Below are 18,440 nucleotides of genomic sequence, written 5' to 3'. Positions count from 1 at the left end.
CAAACACTGGGACTGATGCTCCCAAGGAAGAAAAGCTATGTCGACAAACCAGCACGCAAAAACCTTATACGAAAAAATTTATGACGCTCACGTTGCGGTTGCAGCGAAGGGCGAAACACCAATTCTTTATATCGATCGTCACTTAGTTCACGAAGTAACGTCACCTCAAGCATTTGATGGCTTGCGTGAGAAAGGCCGCAAAGTTCGCCAAGTTGGCAAGACTTTCGCGACCATGGATCACAACGTATCGACACAAACTAAAGACATCAACGCTTCTGGTGAGATGGCTCGTATCCAAATGGAAACGCTATCGAAGAACTGTGAAGAGTTTGGTGTCACGCTTTACGACCTAAACCACAAATACCAAGGTATTGTGCACGTAATGGGCCCTGAGCTAGGTATTACTCTGCCGGGCATGACCATCGTATGTGGTGACTCGCACACGGCTACACACGGTGCATTTGGTTCACTAGCATTCGGTATCGGCACTTCAGAAGTGGAGCACGTTCTAGCTACGCAAACGCTAAAACAAGCTCGCGCTAAAACCATGAAGATCGAAGTAAAAGGCAAGGTTACTCCTGGCATCACTGCAAAAGACATCGTGCTAGCGATCATCGGTAAAACAACGGCTGCTGGCGGTACTGGCTACGTAGTTGAATTCTGTGGTGAGGCAATTACCGACCTTACGATGGAAGGTCGTATGACAGTATGTAACATGGCAATCGAGCTTGGCGCTAAAGCAGGCTTAATCGCTCCAGATGCAACGACATACGAGTACATCAAAGGTCGTAAGTTCTCTCCAGAAGGCGAAGACCTAGAAGCAGCAATCGAATACTGGGATACGTTAAAAACCGATGCTGATGCAGAATTCGATGCAGTTGTTACATTAGAAGCGGCAGACATCAAACCACAAGTCACTTGGGGTACCAACCCAGGTCAGGTTATCTCAGTAGACACACCAATCCCTGCACCAGAAAGCTTCGCAGACCCTGTAGAAAAAGCATCAGCTGAAAAAGCGCTGGCTTACATGGGTCTTGAAGCCGGTAAATCTCTATCTGATTACAACGTAGATAAAGTGTTCGTGGGTTCTTGTACTAACTCTCGTATCGAAGACATGCGTGCAGCAGCAGCGGTAGCGAAAGGCCGTCAAGTAGCAAAACATGTGCAAGCGCTTATCGTTCCGGGCTCTGAGCAAGTAAAAGCTCAAGCTGAAGCTGAAGGTTTGGATGTTATCTTCAAAGAAGCCGGTTTTGAGTGGCGCCTACCAGGTTGTTCTATGTGTCTTGCAATGAACAACGACCGCCTAGGTCCACAAGAGCGCTGCGCTTCTACATCAAACCGTAACTTTGAAGGTCGCCAAGGCCGTGATGGTCGTACGCACCTAGTTAGCCCTGCAATGGCTGCCGCGGCAGCGATCGCTGGTCACTTTGTCGATATTCGTGAACTTTAATTAGAGGATTTAACATGTCAGGTTTTCAACAACACACCGGATTAGTCGTTCCTCTAGATACGGCCAACATCGATACTGATGCGATCATTCCAAAGCAGTTTCTACAGAAAGTAAACCGCATCGGTTTTGGTAAGCACTTGTTCCACGATTGGCGCTTCCTAGACGATGCAGGCCAACAGCCAAACCCTGATTTTGTAATGAACGAAGCTCGCTACCAAGGCGCTTCAATTCTTTTAGCTCGTGAAAACTTCGGTTGTGGTTCATCTCGTGAACACGCACCGTGGGCGCTTGCCGATTACGGTATCCAAGTAATGATCGCACCAAGCTTTGCCGACATTTTCTACGGTAACTCGATCAACAACCAAATGGTGCCAGTTCGATTGACTGAGCAAGAAGTGGATGAGCTATTCCAATTCGTTGAAGCGAATGAAGGTGCAGAAATTACGGTTGATCTAGAAGCAATGAAAGTCAGCGCGAACGGCAAAGAGTACTCGTTTGAAATTGATGAGTTCCGTCGTCACTGCTTACTGAATGGTTTAGATAATATCGGCCTTACACTTCAACATGCCGATAAGATCTCAGAGTTTGAAGCTAAGATTCCTAGCTTCCTAAAATAATGAGACGTTTCTGAATAAATCTAAAGGTTGGCCAAGTGCCAACCTTTTTTATTTGGCTAAGCTTTTAACTTAACTTCATATGTTTATTTAAATGAAGGGCAATGAAAGAAAATGGTAAGCCTTAAGGTCTTAGTAGTCAGTCATCAGGAGAATGCCATGAAACAACTACTTTTTATTGTCAGCCTACTTTTCTCAACCTTAGCTTGGTCTGCGCCTAAGTCCGATCTTTGGCCATACTGGAACCAAAGCGACGAAACCAAACTAGAACAGGTATCTCATCAAGATTGGCAGCAATTCCTCGATAGCTACTTGGTTAAACAGGGGCAAAATACGTTAGTTCGCTATAAAGCAGTGAACACCGCCGATAAAACAAAGCTTAAACAATACATCAAGCAACTCGAACAGGTGAATCCGCTCGACTATTCAAAAGCGGAGCAGTATGCCTATTGGGTTAACCTATACAACGCCGTGACTGTCGATTTGATTCTTGATGCCTACCCGATCAAATCCATAACTAAACTTGGCGGACTATTTAGTTTCGGTCCGTGGGGAGATGATGTGGTAGTCGTTAATGGGAAATCACTGACACTCAATGACATTGAACACCGAATCCTAAGACCAATTTGGCAAGATCCTCGCACGCATTATGCAGTGAACTGTGCCAGCCTAGGTTGCCCTAACTTACAACCTGACGCTTTTACCTCTAAAAATACTGAAGCCTTGCTAGAGCAAGCTGCAACTGAGTTTGTAAGCAGTGACAAAGGCGTGATGGTTACAAACAATAAGCTTCAACTATCATCGATTTACGAATGGTTTGCTGTGGATTTTGGTACGAAGAAACAGCTTATTCAGCACTTAGAACAATATCGAATTGAAGCAGTAACCAATACTCAAAACATCAGTTATGAATACGATTGGTCGCTCAACCAAGCAAACTAGCTCTAAGGCTAAAGTTGATCACTAAAGTAAAAAAGAGGCGAGAGGTTTTTATTAACCTCTAGCCTCTTCTCAATTATTTGACCGTATTTCTACAATTAAAAGCTTGAGCCCGGTTGCTGCAAGAACTCAATCTCTTCGGGAGTCGAAGCTCGCCCTAACACCTCATTACGGTGCGGATAGCGACCAAATCGCTCAATGATAACCTTGTGCTTAAACTCAAAGTCCAGATTATGCTCTAATCCCGTTTGAGAAAAGAGTTCCACGGCTTGTTCATGGACTAACAAAGATTCACTGTGCATATAAGGCATATACAGGAAGCTTTTCTGTTGCTCGTTAAGCTGGTGATCAAAACCACCCGCTACCGCCTCTTGGGCTAGAGCCAACGCCATCGGATCAGCAGAAAATGCTGTCGGACTTTTTCTACCAATATTTCGAGAAAACTGATCAAGTACGATAATCTCAGCCAATCGTCCTTGCGCAGTTTGGCGCCACTCAAATAGCTCGCCTTGAATGGCTGCTTTATGCAATTCAGAAAATCGAGACTCTATCAAAGTGTCAATCTCGGCGCCGCCAGTAAACCAATCTTTAGGCGTCAACTCATCGAACCAAAACTCTAGAACATCCTGATACGTTACCGTCATATAATTCCCTTTAATAAAAAACCGAGTAACTTTGTTATTACTCGGTTTAGTGTTCAATTACTTAAAACCTTTTACTTTCTTTATCAGGTCATAAGCATTCTGAATTTCTTGCGATTTCTCTTTCGCAACATTCATCATCTCAGGCGGTAAGCCCTTCGCCATCAGTTTATCTGGGTGATGTTCATTCATCAGCTTGCGGTAGGCTTTCTTCACCTCTTTACCGTCAGCACTTTCACTCACACCAAGAACCTTATATGCGTCGCCAAGTTGGTTCTGTTGCGAAGCCTGTTGCCAACCTGATGATTGCCCATGACCCTGATGGCCACCAAAGCTTCCACCTTGCTGTTGGAAACGGAACGCAGCTTCTTGCATCTGCAAGCGGCGTTCTAGTTGTGCTGCCGAAAACCCAAGCCCTTGCGCTATTTTATGCAGAACTTGACGTTCACTCGGGTGCAAACTTCCATCCGCAAATGCGGCAGATACCTGAAGCTCTAGAAAGAACTGCAGAAGATCAAAACGACCACCCGATGAGATTTTAACTCGCTCAAGTACGTCGTTCAGAGGGAAGTCGCTCTCTTTGCCGTCACGGAATGCATCTTGCGCTGCTTTACGCTGTTCGCCATGCAGGTTCATACGCTCCATCATGGTAGAAGCGAGTTGAATCTCTTCTGGCGTTACCTGCCCTTTCGCTTTAGCAACGTGCCCCATAACCGCAAAAGCGGATTTAAAAAACTCGTTCTGTCTTTCTGCTTGGCTTGGACCTCGACCAAAACCAGAGCTATTGAAGCCTGATTGGTTCAATCCGCGAGCTTTATCGAATTGGTGTCCTAAAAACAGACCAAAAACTAAACCGAGTGGCCCTCCAAATAAAAAGCCAAAAAACGCGCCCAAAATTTTGCCAAATATTTGCATTATGTGTTCTCTATCTATGAATTTTATCTGAGTAATGCTGTCTGATGATGCTGAATGCTATTATTTCCTTTATCATAAGGAAAATGCTTTATTAATTGGATTGATACTAGATCAACCCTTCATCTAGTGACACAGGATAGTTCAACTTCATGCAATCTTTTTCCCGCACCTTGTTAGCCGCGTCTATAAGTACGGCGTTATACGTGTCGACAACTCAAGCTGAAACAATCACCGATAGTAGTGTGCAGGAAATGCCCTCTATAGATCAATGCTTGATCGAGCCCGCTGCAGAAAACGAGACACAGCTACCCGCTCATGTTGAGTCAGATCGCTTAGAAGCTATCAATGGTAACAAGGCAATATATTCAGGTGACGTAGTCGTTACGCAAGGGAACAAGACCATCGTTGCCGATAACGTAACCCTGCACCAACAAGAAAATATCGTTGTAGCTGAAGGCAACGTAAACTTTAGTGATGGTCAAATCAAATCTATCTCAGACAGAGCGACCAATAATCTGACTACAGATGAAATGACGCTTGAGAACACCGATTACGAATTCCTTTGCGAGCCCGGTCGCGGAGATGCTGTTTATATTGCAAAAACAGGTAAAGCGGTTTATGAGATTGAAGATGGTTCGATTACGTCTTGCCCGATTGGTGATAACGCTTGGCGCCTAAGAGCATCGAGCATCAGTGTCGACCAAGACGAAGAACAAGCCACTTTTTATAATCCACGTTTTGAAATCCAAAGTGTTCCCGTCTTTTACTTACCTTACTTAACAGTACCGGTGGGTGATACACGTAAAACCGGTTTCTTGTACCCAACAGTTTCGTATGGTTCAAGCGATGGTTTTGAAGCTGAAATTCCTGTTTATTGGAACTTAGCACCAGACTACGATTTGGAAACTACCTTCAAGTACATGCAAGAGCGTGGCACTCAACTCAACAGTAAATTCAGATATTTAAGCGATTTTGGTTCCGGTAGTATCGAGTCTGAATATTTACCAGACGATCAAAAGTACACTGATCTAGGCGATCGTTGGGGTTTCCAACTAGAACATTCAGGAATATTCCAACAATCTTGGTTATTCGAAATTGATTACTCTAAAGTCAGTGATATTGACTACTTTTCGGACATGAGCTCAAATATCGGTAACCGTGAAGATGGACAACTGCTTCAAGAAGGGCAAGCAACATACCGTTCTCAAAATTGGGATGCGTCTGTACTTGTTCGAGACTTCCAAGTTCTTACCACCAGCAATAACTTGCCTTATCGTCTAATGCCACAACTCGAGTATAACTACTATGCTCCAGAGGTAATGGATTACCTAGATTTTGACTTAATCAGTCATATATCAATGTTCGATACCGACGCATCAGGCAAACCATCAGCCACTCGTGTTCACGTTGAACCTGGTATTACAATCCCAGTAGGTAACACTTGGGGCACTTGGACAACCGAAGCACGATTACTTGGTACATACTACCAACAGGATCTGAATGACATTGATAGTGAGTATGAAGATTTAGAGGAATCAGTAACACGTGTAATACCTGAGTTTAGAAGCCACGCAGGTATCGTTCTTGAACGTGATACAAAAATTGTAGGTAATTACACTCAAACACTCGAACCTCAAGTTCAGTACCTTTACGTGCCAGAAGAAGATCAAAGCGAAATTGGTCTTTACGATACAACACTACTACAGACTGATTACTATGGCTTATTCAGAAGCCGCAAATACAGTGGTGTAGACCGCATTGCGTCAGCAAATCAAATTAGCTATGGCGCATCGTCTCGTTTCTTCGATGATGAGTATAAAGAGCGCTTAAACATATCTTTTGGTCAAATTTTCTATTTTGATAAAGATACAAAGCAAACTTTAGGCAACGAAGACTCCGCTGACAAAACTAATTATTCATCTTGGGCTATTGAAATGGACTTCAACTACGATGATTACCTTTTCTACCATGGCGGTGTGCAATACGACATTGATTCATCTTCGATGCAACTTGCTAACAGTACCATTGAGTACCGTTTTGCCGGCGGCTATATACAAACCAACTACCGCTACGTTACAGAAGAATATATTGAGGATAATGTAGGCGAAAGTATAAATGTTGGTTCAATAACTAGAGATGGTATCTCACAAGCAGGCTTACTTGGTGCTTACCAGATTTCGCGGAAGTGGAATGCCAGTGCTCAATATTTCTATGATTTAACCACACAAGAAAATCTAGAATGGTTGGCTCGCTTGAACTATAAATCGGATTGTTGGTATATCGGATTTACGTATAGTAACCAGCTGACAAATAACATTAGTGATCCAAATGTCACGCCTGAATATGAAAATAACTTTGGTGTGAATTTCGGTATTATCGGCTTTGGTACTAACTTAGGCTCTGATTCAGGCGCTGTTGGGGATAGCAGTTCTGATAACTCATTGAGCTACGGTCGCCCATTCTTCTTAAACAACTAATTTTCTTTACTGATAAGAAATCAGTAAATTTAAAGGATTACACATGACATTGTGGAAACGCACATTAATTGCTATTGCAGCGACTTGTACTTTATCAACAAGCTTTGCAGCACCGGTTGAGCTAGACAGCGTAAAAGTTATCGTTAACGAAGGCGTTATCTTACAAAGCGACATCGATGCTTCGATGAAGACACTGCGTGCCAACGCAAAAAAAAGCGGTCAAACACTGCCATCGCAAGATGTGCTCAATGAGCAAGTACTAGAAAAACTGATCATCGATACTATTCAAACTCAAGAAGCAGAACGTATCGGTGTTCGTATTGATGATGCTCGACTTGATCAAGCAATTGAAGGTATCGCTAAAGACAACAACCAAACGGTAGAACAACTTACCGCATCGGTTGCTGAAGAAGGCCTTAGCTACAATGCATTTCGAGAGCAAGTAAGAAAAGAGATTGCAGCAAGTGAAGCTCGTAACGCCTTAGTTCGTCGCCGTATCAATATTCTTCCTGCGGAAGTTGATAACCTAGCAGATATCTTAGCGCAAGAGACTAACGCGACCGTTCAATATAAAATTGGCCACATTCAACTGCGCTTTAATGATGACCAAACCAAAGAAGAGTTAGAAGCTCAAGCTACTGAACTGGTTGAAGAACTGAACTCAGGCAAAGATTTCAGCACCATGGCATATACTTACTCTAAGGGTCCTAAAGCGCTGCAAGGTGGTGATTGGGGTTGGATGCGTAAAGAAGAGATGCCAACCATTTTTGCTGACCAGATCAAAATGCAAAATAAAGGCAGCATCATCGGTCCTTTCCGTAGCGGTGTAGGTTTCCACATTCTAAAAATTGAAGATGTGAAAGGCTTAGAAACCGTAGCAGTAACGGAAGTGAATGCTCGTCATATATTGATTAAGCCAACCGTAATCTTGAGTGACGATGGCGCGAAAGAACAACTTGAAGAGATCACGCGCCGCGTAAACACAGGTGAAGCGAGCTTTGGCGACCTTGCACAGCAATACAGCCAAGATCCAGGTTCTGCAGTACAAGATGGTGAGCTAGGCTACCAAACACCAGATTTGTATGTACCAGAATTCAAACACCAAGTAGAAACGCTACCAGAAGGCAAAATCAGTGCGCCATTCAAAACCGTACACGGTTGGCACATTGTTGAAGTACTAGACCGTCGCGAAGTCGACCGTACCGATTCAGCTTTGAAAAACAAAGCTTACCAAATTCTATTTAACCGTAAATTCAACGAAGAAGCTGGTGCTTGGCTACAAGAAGTAAGAGCAAGTGCCTTTGTTGAGATGGTTGAGGACGACCAAGATGACAACAACTAAACGTATTGTCATAACCGCAGGTGAACCAGCAGGGATAGGCCCAGATTTAACTTTGGCTCTATCTCAAGAAAGTTGGCCTCATCAACTCGTGGTTTGTGCTGATAAAACACTGCTATCCGAGCGAGCTAAAATTCTTGGTATCGAAGTCGATCTTCTGGACTACGATGCAAATGCAGCTAAGCAACCGCAACGCGCTGGCACACTGGTAGTGAAACACGTTCCACTTGCTGAAACGGCAGTTGCAGGTCAACTCAATGAGGCTAATGGTCATTACGTATTAAATACTTTAGAAACCGCAGCAATTGGCTGTATGAATGATGAATTTGATGCTATTGTCACCGGCCCCGTTCACAAGGGTGTAATTAACCGAGCTGGCGTTGCTTTTAGCGGCCATACCGAGTTCTTTGCAGAGAAGTCCAATACACCACTGGTGGTGATGATGTTGGCAACTGAAGGGCTGCGTGTTGCGCTAGTAACAACGCACATCCCACTAGCTTATGTATCTCAAGCTGTGACCGAAGACAGATTAGAGCAAATTATTGCTATTCTAAATAAAGACTTGGTTGAAAAATTTGCTATTGAGAAACCAACTATCTATGTGTGTGGCTTGAATCCACATGCTGGTGAAGATGGTTGTTTAGGGCGTGAAGAGATTGAAACTATCACCCCGACGCTAGAAAAAATTCGCCAAAAAGATGGCATCAATTTAGTTGGCCCATTGCCAGCAGACACCATCTTTAATGAAAAATATTTGCAAGATGCAGATGCTGTTTTAGGTATGTATCACGACCAAGTACTCCCGGTATTGAAATACAAAGGGTTTGGTCGCTCAGTGAACATCACGCTTGGCTTACCGTTTATTCGCACATCAGTCGACCACGGTACCGCCTTAGACTTGGCAGGGAAAGGCCAAGCCGATACAGGGAGCTTTAGAACAGCGCTCACGCACGCCATTGAATTAGTAGAGAAAAAGCAATGAGAAATGATGTCCACTTAGGGCACAAAGCGCGTAAACGTTTTGGTCAAAACTTCCTTAACGATCCATACATTATTGATGGCATCGTATCGAGTATTAACCCACTACCAGGTCAAAACTTGGTAGAGATCGGTCCTGGTCTAGGCGCAATTACTGAGCCTGTGGGTAAGCTTGTCGATAAATTTACTGTTATCGAATTGGATAGAGACCTTGCAGAACGTCTTCGTAACCATCCAGATCTTGCGGACAAGCTAACGATCCGTGAAGGCGATGCGATGAAGTTCGATTTCCAAGAACTGGTTAAGCCAAACAATAAGCTACGCATCTTTGGTAACTTGCCATATAACATCTCTACACCATTGATGTTCCACCTTTTTGAATTCCATAAAGACGTGCAAGACATGCACTTTATGCTTCAAAAAGAAGTGGTTAACCGTCTAGCTGCTGGCCCTGGCAGTAAAGCTTACGGTCGTCTTACTGTAATGGCTCAATACTACTGTAAAGTAACGCCTGTGTTAGAAGTTCCACCAACGGCCTTCGTTCCGCCACCGAAAGTAGACTCAGCAGTCGTGCGCCTACAGCCATACGAAGTGCTGCCTTATCCGGCAAAAGATCTGAAATGGCTAGATCGCGTCTGTCGTGAAGGCTTTAACCAACGTCGTAAAACAGTTCGTAACTGCTACAAGAGCTTAATCGATAAGGAAGTGCTTGAAGAGCTAGGTATCAACCCAAGCATGCGTCCTGAGAACTTAACGCTCGAGCAGTTTGTCGACATGGCAAACTGGTTGTACGACAGTCATAACGCTGACAAATAAATAAAAAAGGCTCCTACACTTCGGTTAGGAGCCTTTTTTATGTAATACTTTAATTACATTAAGTATATCAACAACAAAAGGTGCGAATATGGATATATCTACGCCTTGTATCAAATGCCAGGTTCACTCTAAGTACATAGAAGAACAATCTGAGCCAACGAAGAATCGTTATGTCTTCGCCTACATTATTACCATCAAAAATCTAAGTAAAACAACGGTGCAACTTATGTCTCGCCGCTGGTTAATTACCGACTCTAACGGCAAGCAGCTCACCATTGAGGGTGATGGTGTAGTTGGCCAACAACCCGTGATTGAAGCCAACGACGAGTACACCTACACAAGTGGTACGGTCATCGAAACCCCTGTTGGCGTTATGCAAGGTCACTATGTGATGACCGATAACAAGGGCATTGATTTTATTACCGAAGTTGACCCATTCAGACTCGCAATCCCTAATATTCTTAATTAGCCGTACATCCGTATCTACAGGAAATTATTGTGTCGAATTACATTGTCGGAGACATCCAAGGGTGCTTCGACGAACTTCAAGGACTACTTGAAAAAATTAACTTTGATAAACACCAAGATACTTTATGGGTCGCCGGAGACTTAGTTGCTCGAGGCCCTAAATCATTGGAGACGTTACGCTTTATTCGTAACCTTGGTGACGCAGCTAAGGTTGTATTAGGCAACCACGACTTACATCTTCTGGCGGTGTCCTTAGGACTATTTCCAGCGAAACCAAAAGATAAGACTCAAGCGATTCTTGATGCTGAAGATCGTGAACTGCTAATCGAATGGTTAAGACAACAGCCTTTGCTTCAAGAACACCCAGAGTTCGTGATGTGCCATGCGGGTATCTCACCGCAGTGGAATCTAGAAAGAGCACGTGTTGAAAATCGAGAGATCGTATCCTTGTTAAAGTCCGATAAATGGCAATGGCTAATCGAAAACATGTACAGCAACGCGCCTGATTTATGGCATCAGGATTTACATGATATTGAGCGCTATCGCTATGCGATCAATAGCCTGACAAGAATGCGTTTCTGTTTTGAAGATGGCCGTCTCGACATGGCATGTAAGCTACCACCGAATGAGATTACCGATGAACCATTAGTGCCATGGTTTGACCTTCCGCAACGCATAAAGCTCGATAAAACCGTTGTTTTTGGACACTGGGCTGCGCTTGAAGGCTATAACGGAAAAGACGTAATTGGACTTGATACTGGATGCGTCTGGGGAGGTGAATTGACAATTCTTCGCTGGGAAGATAAACAGTTTTTCACTCAGAAAGCGCTATAAAGATACGAGAAACTTGCGCTACCTTGGTAGGGTAACGCAAGCATTTTTCAGAGACTAGCTATTGATAACCACAGTTAACGCTCGAGAATCACAAACTCCATGTTGTGTTTGTTTTTCTCGTCAGCTTGATAGCTCTCGTTAAAGCTCTGCTTCCAACCTTCACCCCAGTCAGGAAATTGTGTATCTCCATCGACGGCGAAATCGATGTAAGTCAGATACAACTTGTCCGCTTTAGGTAAGCAGCTCTCATAAATAGAGCCGCCACCAATGATCATCACCTCTTCAACATCACTGAGTAGCTCTAGAGCCTGTTCAATAGAAGTTACCGTCGTTACACCTTCAATCTTTAAACTCTCATCACGGCTGATTACGACATTCAACCGACCCGGCAAAGGGCGTCCAATAGAATCGTAGGTCTTACGTCCCATCACGACTGGTTTACCCATAGTCGAGCGTTTAAACCATGCAAAATCCGCAGGTAAATGCCAAGGCATCTGATTGTCTTTACCAATTATACGGTTGTTTGCCATTGCCGCTATCATGCTGATGATCATAAATCGAAAGTCCTGTCCCTAAAAAGAAAATTAACGCTAAACGATAGGTCTACGGCGATAGAATAACAGCCCTGGCACAGCTAAGCCAACCGCCAACCCTGCGATAATGAACATCGATTTTAAAAAGTTCTCCATCAACATTGCCAACAACTCAGGCGTGTAGCCTGCCCTGTTAATCTCCACCATCGCAATCATCGCCTTGAAGGCGAACACACCTGGCACCATAGGAATTAGAGCTGCAACCGTAAACACCTTCGGATGTGCTAACAGTTTATGTGACCAATGAACCCCTATCATACCAACCACGGTTGCGGCGAAGAACGTCGCCCATTCGATTGGAATACCAAAGTGCATCATCAGATACCGGCTACCATGACCGATAGAACCACCGAGTGCACAATAAATTAAAGCACGTTGCGGAACGTTAAACACCAATGCAAACCCAACCGCAGGAATAGCGGCGAAAAACATATCGTTGAGCAGACCTAAAAACAGTTCGAAAATACTCATTAGCTTGCCCACCCCCAAACATCTGATAGACTCATCGCCGCGACAATGCCCAAGCTCGTCGCCAGAGTTAATAAGCTGGCCATGGTAAAGCGCGCTAACCCCATATTAATATGGCCTTTAAGCATATCAGCGACGGAGTTAATCAGAGGAAAACCAGGTACTAACATTAATACAGATGAAGCCATCACGATCGTGGGTTGGCCGCCAATATTGTAAAGTACGGCTTGAGCTGAAATGGTCGTGGTAACGAATGCTGTGATAGCAAAGTTTAATAGCGGATTGAAATGGCGGTGCCCAATCTCTTGCCTGACGATCATACCGCAAGCTGAAGCAATAAAAGTCATCATGAAGACTTGCCAGTCTCCGCCCGCAAGGTGGCTAAAAGAGGCGCACGACAACCCTATCATCACAACCACTAACCAACGGTTGTAGCGCTCGGGGCTGATGTTTTGAATCTTTTTATACGCCAAATCATAATCGAGAATTCCCTTCTCCATCATGATGCAAATGCGTTGAATGTCGGTGATAACCTGCATGTTAATGCCACGATCAGCACAACTTCGAGTAGTGGTAATACAGTGATCATCCATTACGGTAGTTACAACAAGCGCATTGGCTGACAGTGCGACTTCAACCTCATTCACCCCACAAGCAATACCGATGCGACGCATGATATCGCCGACCAGTGTGCTCTCTGCCCCGTGCGCCAATAACATTTGTCCTGATTGAGCGACGAGTCTTGAGATCGCTCTTTGCTTTGATGCCATGATTTCCTTCCCATAGGCGTTAATTATCTAAAGATAAATTTTGCATAAAAAACAGTAAGACGTCATGATTTAGATACAAAAAAACCGCAATTTTCATTGCGGTTTAATAAAACTATCAGTGTACTCGTAAGAAGCGACCGATGCGTTATGAGAAACTAAGAGGATTAGTCACGAACATAGATAACATGGCCGTCATCCTCTTCGTCATCCCAATCGTCCCAATCGTCGTCATCTTCAGTAACGACATTCTTACCGCTCATCGCATCTTTATGGTAGTCATCCCACATAAAGTCTACTTTTTCTTCTTCTTCAACTTCTACAACTTCACGAGGTAGGTTTTCCATAAACTCACCTAGTTTGAAGCAAAGATCTTTGGTGCCGATTTTATTCACAGCAGAGATCTTGAAGTACTCGCCTTCCCAGCCCAAAGCATCGATGATTTCTTGAATCTTTTCGTCTGCTTCGTCTTCTGGCATTAGGTCAACTTTATTGAACACTAACCAGCGAGGTTTTTGTGAAACTTTTTCACTGTATTGCTCAAGCTCATCGATGATCGTTAGTGCATTCTGAATAGGATCAGATTGATCGATCGGCATAATGTCGATCATATGCAGAAGAACACGACAACGCTCAAGGTGCTTAAGGAATCGGATACCAAGGCCAGCGCCATCAGCTGCGCCTTCGATTAGTCCTGGGATATCGGCAACAACGAAGCTCTTTTCAGGGACAACACTTACCACACCCAAGCTTGGGATCAAAGTAGTGAACGGGTAATCAGCCACTTTTGGTTTCGCAGCAGATACTGAACGAATAAAAGTAGATTTACCTGCGTTTGGTAGGCCAAGCATACCAACGTCAGCTAATAGAAGAAGCTCTAAACGCAGTTCACGAACTTCGCCTTTAGTACCCATTGTCTTTTGACGAGGAGCGCGGTTAACAGACGATTTAAAACGCGTGTTACCAAGACCGTGCCAACCACCTTTACCAACCATTACTTTCTTGCCGTGTTCAACAACTTCAGCAACGATTTCGTTGGTGTGGATATCAACTGCACGCGTACCAACTGGTACTTTCAGCGTAATGTCTTTACCACGTTTACCAGTACAGTTACCGCCGCGACCATTCTCGCCACGCTCTGCATTGTAAAAACGTTGGAAACGGTAATCGATCAGTGTGTTTAAGTTCTCATCCGCTTGGATGTAAACATCACCGCCGTCACCACCGTCGCCGCCATCAGGACCACCTTTAGCGACGAATTTTTCGCGCCAAAAGCTAACTGTACCATTACCGCCATCACCGGCTTCTATTTTTACTACCGCTTCATCAACGAATTTCATTTTTTAACTCCGCACTTACGTTGCGTTACCACTCATCAAGGAGTGATATAAATTCTAGCAGATCCGTGTTTAGATCGATCACCTAAGATCTAGGCCGACCTGCAACCAAGGAACAAATAAGGAGAGGTTCTTTGCTTCTTATTTCTTAAAAACTAATCTGTTTATCAAAAAATAAAACGGCTTCTCAAAACCAAAACAAGAGCGTCTGCTTTTTTATTCTTGCTATAAATAAAAAACCCTGCCGAATCGGCAGGGCTTTTGAATTCAGCTTGAAAGCTAATAAAATAATCTAGTTAAAGATTAAATTACTCAGCTTCGATGCTTACAAACTTACGGTTTTTAGGACCTTTAACAGCAAATTTCACTTTACCTTCAGTAAGAGCGAAAAGAGTGTGGTCTTTACCGATGCCAACGTTTGTGCCAGCGTGGAACTTAGTACCACGTTGACGAACGATGATGTTACCTGCAAGAACAGATTCACCACCAAAACGCTTAACACCAAGACGTTTGCTTTCTGAATCGCGGCCGTTATTAGTAGAACCGCCAGCTTTTTTATGTGCCATTGTTAAACTCTCCTAATACTTAAGCGTTAATGCCAGTGATTTTCACTTCAGTGAACCACTGACGGTGACCAGCTTGCTTACGCGAGTGCTTACGACGACGGAACTTAACGATTTTTACTTTATCGCCACGACCGTGTTGTACTACTTCTGCAGTAACCTTGCCACCTTCAACAAGAGGTGCACCAACAGCGATTTCTTCGCCGTTAGCAACAAGAAGAACTTTATCAAATTCAACAGTTGCACCAGTTTCAACGTCTAATTTCTCTAAACGAAGTGTTTGACCTTCGCTTACTCGGTGTTGTTTGCCACCAGATTGGAAAACAGCGTACATATTTTACTCCGCTTTTTCCGCACAGCCTATGGTTGTTAATTGTACAACTCGGGTGTGCGCTAAACTAATCAATAGGGCGCAGATTCTACGGGAATCATGGCGCTATGACAAGCCATATTTTTAAAAAATTGGCGAAAACCTGTTCGCCAAAGAAAAGTGCGGCAATCATGCCCTTTAGCGATGTATTAATCAACGTTTTTTAGTGTATTATTCAACAATTAAATACAACGTATAAGCCTTACAGGGTCTAACTTCAGCCGGATGAACAATGGATTTTAAAGCTATCCAAACGCTTACTGCCAATGATATGGCAAAAGTGAATGAAACAATTCAAGCCCAACTTAATTCTGACGTAAGTTTAATCAACCAGCTTGGTTTTTATATCGTTAGCGGTGGTGGCAAACGCCTACGCCCTTTGCTTGCTCTTTTATCTGCTCGCGCACTTGGATATCAAGGTGAAGCTCATATCACCTCTGCAGCCTTTATCGAGTTTATTCACACCGCAACCCTGCTTCACGACGATGTTGTCGATGAATCAGACATGAGACGCGGTAAAGCGACGGCCAATGCCGCTTTTGGTAATGCCGCTAGCGTTTTGGTGGGTGACTTTATCTACACACGCTCATTCCAAATGATGACAACGCTAGGATCTTTAAAGATCCTTGAGCTAATGAGTGAAGCGGTAAACGTGATTGCCGAGGGTGAAGTTCAACAATTAATGAACTGCAATAACCCAGACACCACAGAAGAAAGCTACATGCAGGTGATCTACTCTAAGACTGCTCGTTTGTTCGAAGCTGCGACCCAAATCGGTGCGATTCTTACTGAGTCATCACCAGAGATCGAAACAGCAATGCAGAACTATGGTAAATACCTAGGCACCGCTTTCCAACTGATTGACGATGTGATGGATTACACTGCAGATGGTAAAGAGATGGGTAAAAACGTTGGTGACGATCTAGCCGAAGGCAAACCAACACTGCCTCTACTTTACGCAATGCATAATGGCTCTCCTGAACAAGCAAGCATGATTCGTGAAGCGATTGAGAAAGCGAACGGCATGGAACGTCTTGACGATATTATGGCTGTAATGAAAGAGACAGGCTCTTTAGAGTACACAACAAATAAAGCCTACGAAGAGGCCGATAAAGCCATCGCTGAGCTTTCTGTACTTCCTGACTCAGAATATAAGCAAGCGCTAACCACGCTCGCACACTTAGCTGTTAAACGCAGTAAGTAAGCAGGTTAATAGACAACTCGCTTCTAGCTTCTAGCTTCTATATAAATAACAAAAAGAGCCTCAGGGCTCTTTTTTTTGGTTTTCAACAAATATTTGTAGGTGAGCCAAATTCAATATCGACTGGCTTCTAATGATAACGGCAGTTGTGCTTCAAGCTCTTCCATTGGCACCGCGTACTGCTCTTGCCCGTTGTAAGTCTCTACTAGCGCGTACTGCTCTTGCTCATCAATTACCAATACTTTTCCTAAGTGCCCCAAATATTCGACATTCATACCCTTCTGAACAGTAGCCATAACATTTACCTTCACATTAATTGTAAAGCTAAATACGAGTAGCTTGAACTTCAGGATCAAAAAAGCCGATCATAATGACCGGCCCTTATTAATTAGCTTAAGTCTGAGTTAAATAGCGTTTCGCTTATTTAGCGAATTCAACACCAATCTCGATGTCACCATTTAGCGTTTCAAGCATGCTATCTAAAGCGTTACGTTCGAAGTCACTTAGCTCACCGTAGCTAAGGATCGCTTCAGCGCCCTCTTTGCCTAGTTTAACTGGCTGTGCGAAGAATGGAGCGTGCTCGCCTTCACCTTCAACGTATGCACATTCAATCACGTTTTCTTCACCTTGAAGTGCTTTAACTAGTGCAAGACCGAAACGACAAGCCGCTTGACCCATAGACAGTGTCGCACTGCCGCCGCCAGCTTTAGCTTCTACTACTTCAGTACCTGCATTTTGGATGCGAGTCGTTAGCGCTGCAATTTCTTCATCAGTGAACTCTACGCCTTCAACTTGAGAAAGTAGAGGAAGAATCGTTACGCCTGAGTGACCACCGATAACAGGAACACGGATGTCGCCTGGATCTTTGTCTTTTAGTTCAGCAACGAACGTTTCAGAACGAATCACATCAAGAGTCGTAATACCGAATAGACGACGCTTGTCGTAAACGCCCGCTTTCTTCAGTACTTCAGCCGCGATTGGCACTGTTGTGTTTACTGGGTTAGTAATGATACCAACACAAGCAGTCGGACAAGTAACTGCGATTTTCTCTGCAAGAGACTTAACAATGCCAGCGTTCACATTGAAAAGATCCGCACGATCCATACCAGGCTTACGAGCAACACCCGCTGAAATAAGTACAACATCCGCACCTTCTAGTGCTGGTGTTGGATCTTCACCCGCGTAACCTTTGATCGAAACAGGCGTTGGGATATGGCTAAGATCGGCAGCAACACCCGGTGTTACCGGAGCGATGTCGTAAAGTGCAAGATCTGAACCAGCAGGTAGGCGGTTCTTAAGTAGTAGGGCTAGGGCTTGACCGATGCCACCAGCGGCACCAATAACAGCTACTTTCATTGTTATTCTCCTTGAGAGCTTTCTCTTATAGATTCTTTGTAGGGTAATTCTTGAGCTAAATCTAAGTTAAAAAACTATATTAATCACAAAGTGATTACAATCAATTAACGCTAGCTTTGCGACTTCGCGCAAGTCAATAAAACCGTGCTACACAGCAAGTTCGCATTATGGCGATAATCGACTGAAATAACAAAATAAGTCGTCGCAAATAACACATTATTCTATTAAATATTTACAGTGATATGACTAACAAATTACAGGGATGTTTTGGCTAAAATTGAATATGTATGCGAAAATATGCAAACATCTTTGTT

Annotated in this window: 20 protein-coding genes; 10 read left to right on the top strand and 10 right to left on the bottom strand. The window is 43.8% G+C overall.

The window, feature by feature from the left end:
• Nucleotides 1-37: 37 nt before the first annotated feature.
• The 3 genes from leuC to ACED46_RS10785 all read left to right on the top strand — a co-directional run bounded on the left by leuC (nucleotide 38) and on the right by ACED46_RS10785 (nucleotide 3,006).
• Nucleotides 38-1,450 carry a 3-isopropylmalate dehydratase large subunit gene (leuC, locus tag ACED46_RS10795; RefSeq protein WP_371721429.1) on the top strand — a complete coding sequence of 471 codons (1,413 nt, stop codon included), beginning with the start codon at nucleotides 38-40 and terminating at the stop codon, nucleotides 1,448-1,450.
• Between the two features lie 14 nt (nucleotides 1,451-1,464).
• Complete coding sequence (leuD, locus tag ACED46_RS10790) at nucleotides 1,465-2,067, top strand: 3-isopropylmalate dehydratase small subunit (RefSeq protein WP_017062937.1); 603 nt, start codon at nucleotides 1,465-1,467, stop codon at nucleotides 2,065-2,067.
• 156 nt (nucleotides 2,068-2,223) lie between these two features.
• Complete coding sequence (locus ACED46_RS10785; protein ID WP_137001752.1) at nucleotides 2,224-3,006, top strand: DUF547 domain-containing protein; 783 nt, start codon at nucleotides 2,224-2,226, stop codon at nucleotides 3,004-3,006.
• Nucleotides 3,007-3,101: 95 nt separating this feature from the next.
• Here ACED46_RS10785 and ACED46_RS10780 read toward each other — a convergent pair whose 3' ends face one another.
• Both ACED46_RS10780 and djlA read right to left on the bottom strand, forming a co-directional pair.
• On the bottom strand, nucleotides 3,102-3,647 hold the full coding sequence (locus ACED46_RS10780) for a DUF924 family protein (RefSeq protein WP_017061386.1): 546 nt from the start codon (nucleotides 3,645-3,647) through the stop codon (nucleotides 3,102-3,104).
• A gap of 57 nt (nucleotides 3,648-3,704) precedes the next feature.
• Nucleotides 3,705-4,559 (bottom strand): co-chaperone DjlA, encoded by an 855-nt coding sequence (gene djlA, locus ACED46_RS10775; protein WP_017061385.1) that lies wholly within the window; start codon nucleotides 4,557-4,559, stop codon nucleotides 3,705-3,707.
• Nucleotides 4,560-4,708: 149 nt separating this feature from the next.
• Here djlA and lptD point away from each other — a divergent pair, with 149 nt between their 5' ends.
• The 6 genes from lptD to ACED46_RS10745 all read left to right on the top strand — a co-directional run bounded on the left by lptD (nucleotide 4,709) and on the right by ACED46_RS10745 (nucleotide 11,471).
• Entirely contained in the window at nucleotides 4,709-7,036 is a 2,328-nt protein-coding gene (gene lptD / locus ACED46_RS10770) for an LPS assembly protein LptD (RefSeq protein ID WP_371721428.1), read from the top strand.
• Between the two features lie 43 nt (nucleotides 7,037-7,079).
• A complete protein-coding gene (surA, locus tag ACED46_RS10765; protein ID WP_065584690.1) occupies nucleotides 7,080-8,378 on the top strand; it encodes a peptidylprolyl isomerase SurA in 1,299 nt (432 codons plus the stop codon).
• Nucleotides 8,365-9,357 carry a 4-hydroxythreonine-4-phosphate dehydrogenase PdxA gene (gene pdxA, locus ACED46_RS10760; RefSeq protein WP_017062941.1) on the top strand — a complete coding sequence of 331 codons (993 nt, stop codon included), beginning with the start codon at nucleotides 8,365-8,367 and terminating at the stop codon, nucleotides 9,355-9,357. The genes surA and pdxA overlap by 14 nt, the downstream gene beginning before the upstream one ends.
• Complete coding sequence (gene rsmA, locus ACED46_RS10755; protein ID WP_017062942.1) at nucleotides 9,354-10,169, top strand: 16S rRNA (adenine(1518)-N(6)/adenine(1519)-N(6))-dimethyltransferase RsmA; 816 nt, start codon at nucleotides 9,354-9,356, stop codon at nucleotides 10,167-10,169. Before pdxA ends, rsmA begins: the two co-directional genes overlap by 4 nt.
• Before the next feature lie 88 nt (nucleotides 10,170-10,257).
• Entirely contained in the window at nucleotides 10,258-10,638 is a 381-nt protein-coding gene (apaG, locus tag ACED46_RS10750; RefSeq protein ID WP_004735899.1) for a Co2+/Mg2+ efflux protein ApaG, read from the top strand.
• A 29-nt stretch (nucleotides 10,639-10,667) separates the two neighbouring features.
• A complete protein-coding gene (locus ACED46_RS10745; RefSeq protein WP_017062943.1) occupies nucleotides 10,668-11,471 on the top strand; it encodes a symmetrical bis(5'-nucleosyl)-tetraphosphatase in 804 nt (267 codons plus the stop codon).
• Nucleotides 11,472-11,545: 74 nt separating this feature from the next.
• On the opposite strand, the gene folA is transcribed toward ACED46_RS10745, so the two are convergent.
• The 6 genes from folA to rplU all read right to left on the bottom strand — a co-directional run bounded on the left by folA (nucleotide 11,546) and on the right by rplU (nucleotide 15,533).
• Complete coding sequence (folA, locus tag ACED46_RS10740; RefSeq protein WP_017062944.1) at nucleotides 11,546-12,025, bottom strand: type 3 dihydrofolate reductase; 480 nt, start codon at nucleotides 12,023-12,025, stop codon at nucleotides 11,546-11,548.
• 36 nt (nucleotides 12,026-12,061) lie between these two features.
• On the bottom strand, nucleotides 12,062-12,535 hold the full coding sequence (locus ACED46_RS10735; RefSeq protein ID WP_017062945.1) for a threonine/serine exporter family protein: 474 nt from the start codon (nucleotides 12,533-12,535) through the stop codon (nucleotides 12,062-12,064).
• Nucleotides 12,535-13,302, bottom strand: a complete 768-nt coding sequence (locus ACED46_RS10730) for a threonine/serine exporter ThrE family protein (protein ID WP_017061378.1) — start codon at nucleotides 13,300-13,302, stop codon at nucleotides 12,535-12,537. The genes ACED46_RS10735 and ACED46_RS10730 overlap by 1 nt, the downstream gene beginning before the upstream one ends.
• A 164-nt stretch (nucleotides 13,303-13,466) precedes the next feature.
• Entirely contained in the window at nucleotides 13,467-14,639 is a 1,173-nt protein-coding gene (gene cgtA, locus ACED46_RS10725) for an Obg family GTPase CgtA (protein WP_371721427.1), read from the bottom strand.
• A gap of 305 nt (nucleotides 14,640-14,944) precedes the next feature.
• Nucleotides 14,945-15,202: a 50S ribosomal protein L27 gene (rpmA, locus tag ACED46_RS10720; RefSeq protein WP_004735905.1), complete on the bottom strand. Its 258-nt coding sequence runs from the start codon at nucleotides 15,200-15,202 to the stop codon at nucleotides 14,945-14,947.
• A gap of 19 nt (nucleotides 15,203-15,221) precedes the next feature.
• Nucleotides 15,222-15,533, bottom strand: coding sequence for a 50S ribosomal protein L21 (gene rplU, locus ACED46_RS10715; protein WP_004740823.1), 312 nt, complete (start codon nucleotides 15,531-15,533; stop codon nucleotides 15,222-15,224).
• A 268-nt stretch (nucleotides 15,534-15,801) separates the two neighbouring features.
• On the opposite strand from rplU, the gene ispB reads away from it, so the two are divergent.
• Nucleotides 15,802-16,773, top strand: coding sequence for an octaprenyl diphosphate synthase (gene ispB, locus ACED46_RS10710; protein WP_017061376.1), 972 nt, complete (start codon nucleotides 15,802-15,804; stop codon nucleotides 16,771-16,773).
• Nucleotides 16,774-16,883: 110 nt separating this feature from the next.
• Here the strand turns inward: ispB and ACED46_RS10705 are convergent, their stop codons facing one another.
• Entirely contained in the window at nucleotides 16,884-17,066 is a 183-nt protein-coding gene (locus ACED46_RS10705) for a hypothetical protein (protein WP_371721426.1), read from the bottom strand.
• A gap of 124 nt (nucleotides 17,067-17,190) precedes the next feature.
• Nucleotides 17,191-18,126 carry a malate dehydrogenase gene (gene mdh / locus ACED46_RS10700; RefSeq protein WP_009847834.1) on the bottom strand — a complete coding sequence of 312 codons (936 nt, stop codon included), beginning with the start codon at nucleotides 18,124-18,126 and terminating at the stop codon, nucleotides 17,191-17,193.
• Nucleotides 18,127-18,440 lie beyond the last annotated feature (314 nt).

The organism is Vibrio sp. 1S139 (genome assembly GCF_041439475.1).
In the GTDB taxonomy this organism is placed as follows: Bacteria; Pseudomonadota; Gammaproteobacteria; order Enterobacterales; family Vibrionaceae; genus Vibrio; species Vibrio crassostreae_C.
This window is presented reverse-complemented; position numbering and strand designations above follow the sequence as displayed.

Coding starts and splice junctions, on each gene's coding strand:
- ACED46_RS10705 (WP_371721426.1), bottom strand. CDS start 17,066: ATGGCTACTGTTCAGAAGGGTATGAATGTCGAATATTTGGGGCACTTA.
- surA (WP_065584690.1), top strand. CDS start 7,080: ATGACATTGTGGAAACGCACATTAATTGCTATTGCAGCGACTTGTACT.
- ACED46_RS10730 (WP_017061378.1), bottom strand. CDS start 13,302: ATGGCATCAAAGCAAAGAGCGATCTCAAGACTCGTCGCTCAATCAGGA.
- rpmA (WP_004735905.1), bottom strand. CDS start 15,202: ATGGCACATAAAAAAGCTGGCGGTTCTACTAATAACGGCCGCGATTCA.
- ACED46_RS10735 (WP_017062945.1), bottom strand. CDS start 12,535: ATGAGTATTTTCGAACTGTTTTTAGGTCTGCTCAACGATATGTTTTTC.
- mdh (WP_009847834.1), bottom strand. CDS start 18,126: ATGAAAGTAGCTGTTATTGGTGCCGCTGGTGGCATCGGTCAAGCCCTA.
- ACED46_RS10780 (WP_017061386.1), bottom strand. CDS start 3,647: ATGACGGTAACGTATCAGGATGTTCTAGAGTTTTGGTTCGATGAGTTG.
- pdxA (WP_017062941.1), top strand. CDS start 8,365: ATGACAACAACTAAACGTATTGTCATAACCGCAGGTGAACCAGCAGGG.
- leuD (WP_017062937.1), top strand. CDS start 1,465: ATGTCAGGTTTTCAACAACACACCGGATTAGTCGTTCCTCTAGATACG.
- djlA (WP_017061385.1), bottom strand. CDS start 4,559: ATGCAAATATTTGGCAAAATTTTGGGCGCGTTTTTTGGCTTTTTATTT.
- rsmA (WP_017062942.1), top strand. CDS start 9,354: ATGAGAAATGATGTCCACTTAGGGCACAAAGCGCGTAAACGTTTTGGT.
- apaG (WP_004735899.1), top strand. CDS start 10,258: ATGGATATATCTACGCCTTGTATCAAATGCCAGGTTCACTCTAAGTAC.
- leuC (WP_371721429.1), top strand. CDS start 38: ATGTCGACAAACCAGCACGCAAAAACCTTATACGAAAAAATTTATGAC.
- lptD (WP_371721428.1), top strand. CDS start 4,709: ATGCAATCTTTTTCCCGCACCTTGTTAGCCGCGTCTATAAGTACGGCG.
- cgtA (WP_371721427.1), bottom strand. CDS start 14,639: ATGAAATTCGTTGATGAAGCGGTAGTAAAAATAGAAGCCGGTGATGGC.
- folA (WP_017062944.1), bottom strand. CDS start 12,025: ATGATCATCAGCATGATAGCGGCAATGGCAAACAACCGTATAATTGGT.
- ispB (WP_017061376.1), top strand. CDS start 15,802: ATGGATTTTAAAGCTATCCAAACGCTTACTGCCAATGATATGGCAAAA.
- rplU (WP_004740823.1), bottom strand. CDS start 15,533: ATGTACGCTGTTTTCCAATCTGGTGGCAAACAACACCGAGTAAGCGAA.
- ACED46_RS10785 (WP_137001752.1), top strand. CDS start 2,224: ATGAAACAACTACTTTTTATTGTCAGCCTACTTTTCTCAACCTTAGCT.